Genomic DNA, 12,143 nt, shown 5'->3' with positions numbered 1-12,143 from the left:
GTATTGAATGTCCGGGCCGCGGCCCGGTCGGTGGTTTGTCGAAAAGGCCCGAGAGTATAACACGATGGTCCGGGCCGTTTGTCCGGTTCGCGGATGACGCTAAGAGCCTGTTAAACTCGAGTGCACGTTGCAAACAGGAGCGGCACTGAAATGATCCGAAGTATGACAGCGTTTGCCCGAAAGGATGTCCAGGGGGAGTGGGGCACGCTCACCTGCGAAATCCGGACGGTTAACCACCGCTACCTGGAGCCTTCCTTCCGGTTGCCGGACGCGTTCCGGGAGCTTGAAAACCGGTTTCGGGAGGCCCTGCGCAATCATCTGAAGCGCGGCAAGGTGGATGTGTCCATGCGCCTGCAGTCCGCTGAAAAAGGCGTCCAGAGTTTCGAGGTCAGTGAGGATATGGCCCAGGCGGTCAATGAAGCCGCCAACCACATCAACAAGATGCTCGATAACCCCGCCCACATCAACGCGCTGGATATTCTCAGATGGCCGGGCGTGCTCTCAGTGCCGGAGCAGGACTATGGTCCTGCAAAAGAGGCCGCCGTTGGTCTGTTCGAGCAAACCGTGGCCGAGCTTGCCTCGGTGCGCGAGCGCGAGGGCGAACGGCTGAGGCCATTGTTCGAGGATCGTCTGAACACCATGGCGGAGCTGGTGGCGGACGTGCGCCAGCGAATGCCGGAGTTGCTGGAAGCCCAGGAAAAGAATCTTCGGGAACGCTTTGAAAAAGCCCGCGTTGAGCTGGATGCCGAACGGGTGGCCCAGGAGATGGTGATGCTGGCCCAGAAGAGCGACGTGGCCGAGGAGCTGGATCGCCTGGATGCCCATATCGGTGAGGTAACTGACACCCTCAAGAGCGACGACGCCATTGGTCGCCGGCTGGATTTCCTGATGCAGGAGCTGAACCGGGAAGCCAATACTCTGAGCAGCAAAAGCATTGATGCCGGCGTGACCCGTGTCGCGGTTGATCTGAAGGTCTTGATCGAGCAGATGCGAGAGCAGGTGCAGAACCTGGAGTGACGCAGGCTTGCCCGGGCCTCAGTTGTGTCTGAGCGTGTCCAGCTCTCCGGGCAGTTCGATCTCGCGTTTCTGCCGGGTCAACGGGCAGTCGAAGGCAAGATAAACGGCCAGCAGCTGTAGCGGCTGTTTGGCGGGTCGTCCGTAGAGACGATCCCCTATGATGGGATGCCCCAGGCCTGCCAGGTGGCGGCGAATCTGGTGCTTCCGCCCGGTTTCAATGGTGACCGACAGCAGGGATGTCTGGTTGTTCTGGTCGGTTTCCAGGGTGGAAACCCGGCTGAGAGCGGGCTTTCCCTCGACCGGCGCATCAACAGACTGGTCCTTTGTGTCCAGTAATCCGCCCACTCTGGCCCGATAGCGTTTGGTCATGGATCGTTCGCTGAACTGCTTTGAGAGCGCCCCCGCCGCCTTGGGGTCGTGGGCTATCAGCATCAGCCCGGCCGCGTCGGCGTCCAGCCTGTGGACCAGGAAGCAGGGTTTGTTCAGCCGGGTTTCGGCCATCCGCAGGAGGCTGCAATGGTCGCCCCACTGGGAGCCCTGGGCCAGCACGCCGTGGGGCTTGAACCATGCGGTGTAGCGGCCGAAGTCCCCGAGCAGCACCGGTTCGTCCGGTTTACGGGCCAGCACCGACTCGTCGTAGAACAACTCCAGGCGAACGCCAGGTTTGAGCTCTTTGGTCGCCCGTCGCAGTCTCAACCGTTTGCCCTTGTGGGTCCACCAGCAGGCCCCTTTGGTCATCGCGTCCTTGAGTTTCTGCTTTGAAAGCTCCTTCGGCAGCCCCGGGGCCTGGCTCAGGGCATCAATCGCCTTGCCCGGTTCGGTGAGAGTAATGTCGATGGTGGTGCGCATGGCGTGGTTTCTGGGTCCGGTGTAAGTGGTGGCAATAGTATCAGCTGACGGCGGCCCGGGGTGCGGTGATTTGCCAAAGTCCGTATAATTCCGGGTTTTAGCGGCTGGCGCAGGGGCGGCCGTTGGAGCCAGTTTTGGAGTTCTCGCCTTATGAGTCAGGCAGTTGAGCACGCAGTTGAGGCAGCTGAGAAGGGTACCCTCTATGTGATTTCGGCGCCGTCCGGCGCCGGCAAAACCAGCCTCGTGGCGGAAATGCTTCGTAATGATAGCCAGCTGGGCGTCTCGATTTCCCACACCACCCGGGCCATGCGCGCGGGTGAGCAGAACGGGGTGAATTATCACTTCGTTGATCGCGCCGAGTTCGAGGCCATGATCGCCCGGGGTGATTTCCTGGAGCATGCCGACGTGTTTGGCAACTACTACGGCACCTCCCACATCTGGGTTCGTGAGACTCTGGCCAGGGGGCAGGATGTCATCCTGGAGATCGACTGGCAGGGCGCGGCCCAGGTTCGCCGGTTGATGCCCGAATGTGTCTGTATTTTTATCGTCCCGCCGTCGCCGGAAGTGTTGCGTGAGCGACTTGTGGGTCGCGGGACCGACGCGCCGGACGTGGTGGAGCGCCGACTTGCTGAGGCCAGGGAAGAATGTCGCCACGCGGTGGAGTTTGATTTCCTGGTGGTCAACGATGATTTTGCCACCGCCCTGGCGGATTTGCTGGCCATTGTGCGGGCCCAGCGCCTTCGTATGACGGTGCAGCAAACAAGGCACCGGGATCTGCTGGCGGGACTCTCGGACCCGGCGCAGTAGGGGGTTTTCCTGTATACAAATTGCACCGGTCACAGTAAACTGTGCGGTCTGCTGAATCAGTCATTTTATTTGTCGGGGAAGTTATGGCACGAGTTACCGTAGAAGATTGCCTGGAAAACGTTGATAACCGCTTCCAGCTGGTCATGCTGGCTACCAAGCGTGCCCGTCAGCTCGCGACCAAGGGCGCCGAGCCGATGGTGGCCGAAGAGAACGACAAGCCGACGGTGATTGCCCTGCGCGAAATCGCCGAAGGCAAGATTACTCGGGATCTGCTCAAGGAAGACGACGACGAGTAAGCGATCTGCGCAAAACAGGTATATTAGTACCTGTGCGCAAGTGAGACGCATTGAAATCTGTCCCCGCGGTTTTATAGTGTAGCTATAGAGCGTTGCTGGAAGGACTATGGAAGGACCCGGATGCGTGCATTCGGGTTTTTTTGTCCCTGAATTTCATGAGCTTGTGGAGGCGCGGTGTCGGCAGAGGCGACGGTTGAAGGGCTGGCCAGGGAGCTGAGCTCCTATCTGGATACCAATCGCATCAATCAGGTGCGACGGGCCTACTATTACGCCGAACAGGCCCACGAGGGCCAGATGCGCAAAAGCGGCGACCGCTACATTACTCACCCCCTGGCCGTTGCCCATATTCTTGCCGATCTGCGACTGGACCATCAGAGCCTGATGGCCGCCATGCTTCACGACGTGATCGAAGACACCGGCATTCCCAAGGATGCCCTGGCCGAGCAGTTCGGCGAGGATGTGGCGGAACTGGTGGATGGCGTCAGCAAGCTTACTCAGATTGAGTTTCGGTCCCGGGCGGAAGCCCAGGCCGAGAACTTCCAGAAAATGACCCTGGCCATGGCCCGGGACATCCGCGTGATCCTTGTAAAACTGGCGGACCGCCTGCACAACATGCGCACCCTCGGGCCCATGCCCTACGAGAAACGCCAGCGCATCGCCAACGAGACCCTGGACATCTATGCCCCCATTGCCAACCGGCTCGGCATGCATTCCATCTGCACCGAACTGGAGGACCTGGGCTTCTCCTCCCTGTACCCCATGCGCTCCAAATACATCTCCAAGGCAGTTGAGAAACTGCGGGGGAGCCATCGGGAAATTATTGAAGATATCCGCGGCAAACTGCAGGAAAAGCTCGAGGAGAGGGGGCTGCCTGGCCGGATCCTGGGCCGGGAAAAGCACCTGAACAGCATCTACAACAAGATGAAGTTCAAGCAGAAATCCTTCCACGAAATCATGGATGTGTATGCCTTCCGGATCATCACCGACACCGAGGATGACTGCTATCGCATCCTGGGTGCGGTGCACAGCCTGTACAAGCCGCTGCCGGGCCGTTTCAAGGATTACATCGCCATGCCGAAGGCAAACGGCTACCAGTCCCTGCACACCACGCTGTTTGGCATGCATGTGAACATCGAGATCCAGATCCGCACCGAGGAAATGGAGCACATTGCCAACAATGGTATTGCCGCCCACTGGATGTACAAGAACGAGCCAAGCAGTGTCACCAGCGTGAATCAGGCCCGAGTGGACCGTTGGGTGAAAGGGCTGATGGAGATGCGCGAGCGGGCCGACGACTCCATGGAGTTCATCGAGCACGTGAAGGTGGATCTGTTCCCCGATGAAATCTACGTGTTCACGCCCAAGGGCCGCATCATGGAGCTGCCCAGCGGCGCGACGCCGGTGGATTTCGCCTACGCTATCCACACCGACATCGGCAACGCCACGGTTGCCTGCCGGATCAACCGTAATCTGGGCTCCCTGAGTCAGCCGCTGCAGAGTGGGCAGACCGTCGAGATCATCACCGCTCCGGGAGCCCGCCCGAACCCGGCGTGGCTGAGCTTCGTGGTTACCGGCAAGGCCCGAAGCAGCATCCGCCATGTCCTCAAGAGCCAGAAGCGGGCGGAATCCCTGGAACTGGGTCGCACACTGCTCAAGCGCTCCCTGAAGGGCTTTGGCACCCGGCTTTCCGAGATCAGTGATGCCCAGAAGCAGGCGGTGGTCAATCACAACCAGGTGAACAGCTTTGACGACCTGATCAGCGATATCGGACTCGGAAACCGTATGGCGTATCTGGTGGCGCGGCAACTGGTGACCGGCTCCGAAGCTGCTGAAACCAGCGTAGAAACCCGGGATATCGAGGGTGGCAACCATAGTCCGGTCACTATTCGGGGCACGGAAGGGCTGCTGGTGCGTTTCGCCAGCTGTTGCAAGCCTATCCCGGGCGACCCGGTAGTGGGCGTGATGGATTCCGGTCGTGGCATGATTATCCACTCGGACACCTGTTCCCGGTTGCCGGAGGACGATGAGGGGCGGGCCCGCCTGACGCACCTCAAGTGGGCCAAGGATATTACCGACGAGTTTTCCGTGGAACTCCGCGTTGAGCTTGAGCGCCAGCGTGGAGTGATTGCCGAGATGGCCAATGCGGTGGCCATGGCCGACGGCAACATCGAGCGCATCAACGTGGAGGAGCAGAACGCCCGCTTCGGGGTTGTCAGCCTTGTGGTCCACGTGAACGGGCGCAAGCACCTGGCACGGGTGATGCGGCGGATTCGTAACATCCGGGCCATCACTCACATCAGTCGGGTACGGCACTGACCGCGACCAAAGCCCGGTTGACAGTCGCACAGCCCAGGGGTGACGATTGGCGTTTTGCAAACGAGGAATACTAGGGTCATGACCAACAAATCCGTAATCCAGACCGAGAATGCCCCCCAGGCGATTGGTACCTACTCCCAGGCAGTAAAAGCCGGTGACACGGTGTACCTGTCTGGCCAGATTCCTCTGGTGCCCGAAACCATGGAGGTGGTACCCGGTGATTTCTCCGCCAAGACCCGTCAGGTGTTCGACAACCTCAAGGCGGTCTGTGAGGCAGCGGGCGGCGAACTCAAGGATATTGTAAAACTCAATATCTACATGACCGACCTGGCGAACTTTGCCACCGTGAATGAAATCATGGCGACTTACTTCCAGGAGCCTTACCCGGCCCGTGCCGCGGTGGGTGTTGCCGCGTTGCCCAAGGGCGTGCCCATTGAAATGGAAGCGGTGATGGTGCTCAGCTGATTCCGGATGCCGGTTCCAGCAGACAGAAAAGGCGGCCCTGGCCGCCTTTTTGCGTTCTCAGCCGGTGAGGCTATCGATCATTGGCCGGTAGCCCGCCCGAAAATCCGGATAGCGGAAGGTGAAGCCGGTGGCCAGGAGACGGGTATTGGAGCAGCGTTTGCTGCCCGCCCTGCCGCCTTTTCGGGCATCGGGAGTAGGCTCCGCGCATGGCGTTTGTTGCTGCACCCAGCGGACCACTTCGTCCAGCCGCACTGGCTCACAGTCGCTGGCGATATAGTGGGGTTCAAGCTGTTTGCCTGCAAGCGACTGCCTGATCAGATACGCGGCGGCCTCGGCCGCGTCTTGCTCATGAATGCGGTTGCTGAATGGCGCCGGTGACTGCGGGTCCATCCGTCCTGCAATCACCTCTTCAAGGAAGCGCCGGCGCGACGGGCCATAGATACCGCTAAAACGAATCACCGTGGCCGGGTGGCCGCTTTCAAGGGCCACCTGTTCGCCGGCCAGTACCAGTTGGCCGCTGAAGCGTGCCGGCTCTGTGGCACTGGATTCATCCACCCAGCTGTCATCATCCTGAGCGTAGACGCTGGTGCTGCTGATAAAGAACAGGTGTCGCAGCGACTGGCCGCCCAGGGCGTCGAGCAGATTTTTCAGGCCGGTGACATAGGCATTGCGATACCCTTCCTCGTCATAGCTCGACGGCGTGAGGCAGTACAGAATGATATCCAGGCGATCGGGCAGCCTTCCGGCGAGCGTTTCCGGTCGGGTCAGGTCGGCCCCGATACCGGTCACTCCGGCCGGTACCTGATCGGGATTCCGGCGCAGGCCGAATACGTCGGCATCGCCCGCAAGGCGGGAAGCGATGGCCCCACCGAGCTTGCCGCAGCCGGCAATCAGGATTCGGGGGCGCTCGCTGTGTTCAGTGATTGCCATAGACAATTTCAATCCTTATGCTTTAGCTCATAAATAAGTGAACCTTCGACCCGCATCGATCTGACCGGAGCTCACCATGACTCTCACCGAGTTACGATACGTCGTTACGCTGGCCCGTGAAAGGCATTTTGGCCGGGCCGCCGAGCGCTGCCATGTCAGCCAGCCAACCCTCAGCGTTGCCGTGAAAAAGCTCGAGGATGAGCTGGGCATTCCCCTGTTTGAACGCAGCAAGAGCAGCATCCGGGTCACCGAGACGGGCCAGCGGATCATCGAGCAGGCCCAGCGGGTACTGGACCAGGTTGGTCTGATTCGCGACATGGCCCAGGACGGCAAGAACCAGCTCAACTCGCCTTTGAAAGTCGGTGCCATCTACACCATCGGTCCCTATCTGTTCCCGCACCTGCTACCGGAACTGAGGCGGGCGGCGCCGGAAATGCCCTTGTACATCGAGGAAAACTACACCGCCAACCTGCGTCAGAAGCTCCGCCAGTCGGAACTGGACGCCATCATCATCGCGCTGCCCTTCGAAGAGCCCGAGGTGGTGACATTACCGTTGTACGACGAACCCTTCGTGGTGTTGTTGCCGGCGGGGCATCCGTTGGCCGAGAAAGACCAGCTGACCGCCGATGAGCTGGCCCGTGAACAGCTGCTGCTGCTCGGCCCCGGTCACTGTTTCCGGGATCAGGTGCTGGAGTCCTGCCCGCCGCTGGTGGAAGCGGTGACCCACCGTGTGGACACCGGTTCGCCAGCTCTGGTTACCGAGGGCAGCTCCCTGGAAACCATTCGCCATATGGTGGCGTCCGGCCTTGGCATTACCGTGCTACCGTTGTCAGCTGCCACCGCTATGCAGTACCACGAGGATATTCTGGCGGTGCGCCCGTTTGCTCCGCCGGTGCCGTTCCGTACGGTGGCCCTGGCGTGGCGGGTAACCTTCCCACGGCCCAAGGCGATTGACGTGCTCTCACTGGCAGCGAGTCAGTGCCGGGTGATCGAAAAAGCCAAGACGGATACACCTGCCGTGGCCGAAAGCGCCTGAGTCTTCCCATGACGTCACTGGATGACATCCCGGTCACCCAGCTTAAGGGCGTAGGAAGCGCCCTGGCAGACAAGCTTGCCAAGCTGGGCATTGTTTCCCTTCAGGACCTGTTGTTCCACCTTCCACACCGCTACGAGGACCGCACACGGGTCGTGCCCATGGGCAGCCTGCGCATCGGCGATGTGGCTGTGGTGGAAGGCGAGGTAATGAAGGCCGACCTGGTGATGGGTCGGCGCCGCAGCCTGCAGGTAACGCTCAGAGACAGTTCCGGATTCCTCGTCATGCGGTTCTTTCATTTCAACGCCGCCCAGAAGAATCAGCTGAGCGAGGGGGCGAGAGTGCGTTGCTTCGGTGAGGTTCGGCCAGGCCGGGCAGGCTACGAATTCTATCACCCGGAGTACCAGGTTAACCCGCCGCCCATGTCGCCGGAAGGTCAGGCCACGCTGACACCGGTCTATCCACTGACCGAGGGCATTCAGCAGCCCCGTGTGCGCTCCCTGTGCCAACAGGCCCTGGGCTATCTCCAGCGCTATCCGATTAGGGACTGGCTTCCCGAACACCTGCTGGCTGAGTACCAACTGCCAGCCATTACAGAAGCCGTGCAACTGGTGCATGCCCCGCCAGCAAACGCTCCGGTTCACCTGCTAATGGAAGGTCGCCATCCGGCCCAGCAGCGGCTTGTCATGGAGGAACTGCTGGCGCACCAGTTGAGCCTGCTCCAGGTGCGTGAACAGATCCAGGCCCGTGAGGCCCTGCCGCTTCTCCCCACTGGCGACCTGCCGGAACGCTTTCTCGATGCACTGCCGTTTTCACTCACTGGCGCCCAGCGCCACGTGCTGGCGGATATCCGGCAGGATCTGAGTCAGCCCCTGCCCATGCTTCGTCTGGTTCAGGGCGACGTCGGTTCCGGTAAAACCGTGGTCGCGGCCCTGGCGGCCCTGCAGGCCATTGGCGCTGGCGCCCAGGTGGCCCTGATGGCGCCAACGGAAATTCTCGCCGAACAGCACTTCCAGAATTTCCGCGCCTGGCTGGAGCCGCTGGGCATACGGCTGGCGTGGCTATCAGGTAAGGTCAAGGGCAGGGCAAGGAGCGAGGCCCTGTCGTCTGTCAGTTCCGGCGAGGCGGCGGTGGTGATCGGCACCCATGCACTGTTCCAGGATGAGGTAGCGTTCCAGCGCCTGGCGCTGGTGATTGTCGACGAGCAGCACCGGTTCGGGGTCCATCAACGACTGGCCCTTCGGGAGAAAGGCGTGGGAGGAGCCCTGGCGCCGCACCAGCTGATCATGACAGCAACGCCGATTCCCCGTACGCTGGCGATGAGTGCCTATGCCGACCTCGACACATCGGTGATCGACGAATTGCCGCCGGGCCGAAAGCCCATCGAGACCATTGTGATACCCGACAGCCGCCGGGACGATGTGATCGACCGGGTTCGTAACGCCTGCCGGGACGGACGGCAGGCCTACTGGGTGTGTACCCTGATTGAAGAATCCGAAGCCCTGCAATGCCAGGCGGCAGAGGTGACCGCCGGTGAGCTGGCGGAGCGGCTTCCAGAGCTGAACGTCGGTCTGGTGCATGGCCGGCTCAAGGCTCAGGAAAAGGCGGCGGTGATGGATCAGTTCAAGGCTGGAGATCTGGACCTCCTGGTGGCGACGACCGTGATTGAAGTGGGCGTGGATGTACCCAATGCCTCACTGATTATCATCGAGAATCCGGAGCGACTCGGTCTGGCCCAGCTGCATCAGCTGCGCGGCCGGGTGGGCCGTGGCGAGCAGGCGAGTTTCTGCGTGCTGATGTACCATCCGCCGCTCTCTGAGAATGGCCGGGCGCGGCTTCAGGCGCTCAGGGACAGTCAGGATGGCTTTTTTATTGCTGAGAAGGATCTCGAGATCCGGGGGCCGGGCGAGGTTCTGGGCACCCGGCAAACCGGTATGATGCAGTTCAGGCTGGCGGATTTCGAGCGAGACAAGGGCTGGATTGAGCCGGTCCGGAAGATGGCGCCTGAGCTCATGGCGCAGCCGGAGGTAGTGCGTGCCCTGGTACGCCGCTGGTTGGGCGAGAAAACCCGTTACGGTGACGTCTGAGGTCGTCTGTTTCCGATTCCGGGGCGTAATTTGAGTCTGGAAATGGAGTTCGATCAATACCCGGGTGGTGAGTTTGCCCTATACTGAGCATAAAGAAACCGATCAGGAACGGAATTTCCGACAGAAAACAGCAACATTCGGGAGAGAACTATGGATTTACCTGTTGCGGTTCAGCAGGCACTGGGTGATTCCGCGGCCGGGGTATCATTGCGCGATGCCGGCCAGGCCAGTCACGGCGAACTGCTTCGAATGGTCCTGCTGAGCGATGGACAGGGCAACCTCCAGGTCATCTGCCGCAAGGACGATATGATTGACCTGGAACAGTTGAACAAGAGGCTGGGTCGGGATTTGCGCCTGATGAAGCGCCGGGAGCAGGTGCGCGTGCGTGAACGCGCGGGGCTCAAGGCGTTGCCGGCGCTGCCGTCCCTGACCGGCTGGCCCACCGTAGTAGACACGCGTGTGGACGATTTGCCGGCGGTGGCCCTGGAGCTGGGCGAGCAGAATCTGGCCATGGTCATGCCGGCTGAGGATTTCCGGCTGCTTACTGCCAAGGCGGACCGTTTCAGCTTTGTGGTGCCGCCGGAGTCCATCGCCGTGAACCTCACCGACCACGGCCGCGACCGGGACCAGCTCCATTCAGCCATCAAGAAATTCACCGGCATGAGAATCCAGCAGCGGCTTGAGGACACGCTCGAACTGCCCCCGTTGCCGGAGACCGCCCAGCGAATCATTCATCTTCGGGTAAACCCGAACGCGGTCATGGGAGACCTGGTGGATATCGTCGAGAGCGACCCCAGCCTGGCGGCCCAGGTGGTCAGTTGGGCCTCGTCCTCGTTCTATGCGGCGGCCGGTCAGGTCCGTTCGGTGCATGACGCGGTGTCCCGTGTTCTCGGCTTTGATCTGGTGATGAACCTCGCCATGGGGTTGTCCCTTGGCCGAGCCCTGAAGCAGCCTCAGGATCATCCCGATGGCTACGTCGACTACTGGCAGCAGGCCATTTGGCAGGCCCAGTCCGCCGGCATCCTGGCCAGCATGATGCCCCGGGGAGAGCGCCCGGTGTTTGGGCTCGCCTACCTGGCCGGGCTGTTGCACAATTTCGGGCACCTGGTGCTGGCGCAGGTGTTTCCACCGCATTTCAAACTGGTGTGTCGATCCCTGGAAGTCAATCCCGACATCGATTCCTCGGTGATCGAGCATTACCTGCTGGGTATTACCCGTGAGCAGATTGCGGCACAGTTGATGGAAAACTGGGGCATGCCCGATGAAGTGACTCTGGCTATCCGGTATCAGAAAAATCCGGATTACAGCGGCGCCCAGAATGTCTACGCCCGACTGTTGTGGCTCGGTCGCCAGCTACTGACGGCCAGGGGCGTGGCGCTGGGTGCCGGAGAAGAGGTGAGTCAGGCCTTCTATGACGAGCTTGGCCTCGACCGTGAGCAGGTGGAGGAGCAATTCGACGAACTGGTCCTGAGCAAGGACAGTGTCATGGCCATGGCCGGCATGATGAGCCAGTAACCCCTGATCGCGCACCTACGCACTCGAGCCAAAATTCCCGCAGTCACAACCCAAAAAAGCCGGCCAAATGGCCGGCAAGCTCACCCGCTTATCGCAGAGTCGTCCAAACGTATCAGGAGAAAACAACGTAGGGCTGCGTCCGCCGCAGAGATCTGGATGCTGCCCTACTTTTTAAGTTAGACCCTGCGGGAGAAAAGAAAAGTCAACAGTTGCTGGCAAAGCACCATGAGCCTGGTGTCATTTTTTTGCGCGTGCGCCAGTGATTTGTTTTTAAAGAAATAAATGTCGGTCCCCGAGGTTTTCGAGTTACAAAAAGTTACAAAATTCCGGTATGACCAGTGGATGTTGGCCCGGTTACGGTTCGGCGGGGAACCGGTGCAGCCTAAGGGCCGTGGCCGCCCTTCGAATCTCGTCGGCGTGCTGCTTCTCCACGGCGAACCGCTCGCGGTCCATCTTCTCCACAAACCGGGTGTCAGTGGCCTGTCGCGCCCGGTGGGTTGGCATGTGCTGGAGCTGGTCATGCACTTGCTGGAACACATGAAACGGTGACTGGTCGAGCAGTGCGGGCTCTATGTGGTCCAGAAGGCCCTTGAGTCTGAGGCACGCCTCCGAGTACTCGACCTGGTCCGCCTCAATGGCCATCGCAATCACCTGAACGCTCTCGATCATCTCCTGGCGGCGCCTGGCCTGGAATGCCCGGGCCTTGTTGTCACGCTTGCGCCCCTCGGAAATCAGCGATGCATGGCGGCGGATAAACACCAGCAGCAGAACGATGGCCACCAGGCCGGCGATGATCAGACTCCATTGCAGCCACTGGGGCATGCTATT

The 12,143-nt window shown here is 60.7% G+C and carries 11 protein-coding genes; 8 read left to right on the top strand and 3 right to left on the bottom strand.

What is annotated here, in order from left to right:
- Positions 1-150 precede the first annotated feature (150 nt).
- A complete protein-coding gene (locus ACFC20_RS07825) occupies positions 151-1,017 on the top strand; it encodes a YicC/YloC family endoribonuclease (RefSeq protein WP_375192511.1) in 867 nt (288 codons plus the stop codon).
- 18 nt (positions 1,018-1,035) lie between these two features.
- Here the strand turns inward: ACFC20_RS07825 and ACFC20_RS07820 are convergent, their stop codons facing one another.
- Entirely contained in the window at positions 1,036-1,866 is an 831-nt protein-coding gene (locus ACFC20_RS07820; protein WP_375192510.1) for an RluA family pseudouridine synthase, read from the bottom strand.
- A gap of 150 nt (positions 1,867-2,016) precedes the next feature.
- On the opposite strand from ACFC20_RS07820, the gene gmk reads away from it, so the two are divergent.
- The 4 genes from gmk to ACFC20_RS07800 all read left to right on the top strand — a co-directional run bounded on the left by gmk (position 2,017) and on the right by ACFC20_RS07800 (position 5,750).
- Positions 2,017-2,673 (top strand): guanylate kinase, encoded by a 657-nt coding sequence (gene gmk, locus ACFC20_RS07815; RefSeq protein WP_375192509.1) that lies wholly within the window; start codon positions 2,017-2,019, stop codon positions 2,671-2,673.
- An 83-nt stretch (positions 2,674-2,756) separates the two neighbouring features.
- Positions 2,757-2,969, top strand: a complete 213-nt coding sequence (rpoZ, locus tag ACFC20_RS07810; RefSeq protein ID WP_305967263.1) for a DNA-directed RNA polymerase subunit omega — start codon at positions 2,757-2,759, stop codon at positions 2,967-2,969.
- Between the two features lie 174 nt (positions 2,970-3,143).
- Positions 3,144-5,285, top strand: coding sequence for a RelA/SpoT family protein (locus ACFC20_RS07805; protein WP_375192508.1), 2,142 nt, complete (start codon positions 3,144-3,146; stop codon positions 5,283-5,285).
- Positions 5,286-5,363: 78 nt separating this feature from the next.
- The gene (locus ACFC20_RS07800) at positions 5,364-5,750 is read left to right on the top strand and encodes a RidA family protein (RefSeq protein ID WP_091990479.1); all 387 of its coding nucleotides are present in this window, start codon (positions 5,364-5,366) and stop codon (positions 5,748-5,750) included.
- 57 nt (positions 5,751-5,807) lie between these two features.
- Here the strand turns inward: ACFC20_RS07800 and ACFC20_RS07795 are convergent, their stop codons facing one another.
- The gene (locus ACFC20_RS07795) at positions 5,808-6,680 is read right to left on the bottom strand and encodes an NAD-dependent epimerase/dehydratase family protein (RefSeq protein WP_375192507.1); all 873 of its coding nucleotides are present in this window, start codon (positions 6,678-6,680) and stop codon (positions 5,808-5,810) included.
- Between the two features lie 76 nt (positions 6,681-6,756).
- Here ACFC20_RS07795 and ACFC20_RS07790 point away from each other — a divergent pair, with 76 nt between their 5' ends.
- The 3 genes from ACFC20_RS07790 to ACFC20_RS07780 all read left to right on the top strand — a co-directional run bounded on the left by ACFC20_RS07790 (position 6,757) and on the right by ACFC20_RS07780 (position 11,315).
- Positions 6,757-7,716 (top strand): LysR substrate-binding domain-containing protein, encoded by a 960-nt coding sequence (locus ACFC20_RS07790; protein ID WP_375192506.1) that lies wholly within the window; start codon positions 6,757-6,759, stop codon positions 7,714-7,716.
- A gap of 8 nt (positions 7,717-7,724) precedes the next feature.
- Complete coding sequence (gene recG, locus ACFC20_RS07785) at positions 7,725-9,800, top strand: ATP-dependent DNA helicase RecG (protein WP_375192505.1); 2,076 nt, start codon at positions 7,725-7,727, stop codon at positions 9,798-9,800.
- Positions 9,801-9,950: 150 nt separating this feature from the next.
- Positions 9,951-11,315 (top strand): HDOD domain-containing protein, encoded by a 1,365-nt coding sequence (locus ACFC20_RS07780; RefSeq protein WP_375192504.1) that lies wholly within the window; start codon positions 9,951-9,953, stop codon positions 11,313-11,315.
- A 354-nt stretch (positions 11,316-11,669) separates the two neighbouring features.
- Here ACFC20_RS07780 and ACFC20_RS07775 read toward each other — a convergent pair whose 3' ends face one another.
- Complete coding sequence (locus ACFC20_RS07775) at positions 11,670-12,137, bottom strand: DUF2489 domain-containing protein (RefSeq protein WP_375192503.1); 468 nt, start codon at positions 12,135-12,137, stop codon at positions 11,670-11,672.
- Positions 12,138-12,143 lie beyond the last annotated feature (6 nt).

It is taken from the genome of Marinobacter sp. (assembly GCF_041984545.1).
GTDB lineage: Bacteria > Pseudomonadota > Gammaproteobacteria > Pseudomonadales > Oleiphilaceae > Marinobacter.
This window is presented reverse-complemented; position numbering and strand designations above follow the sequence as displayed.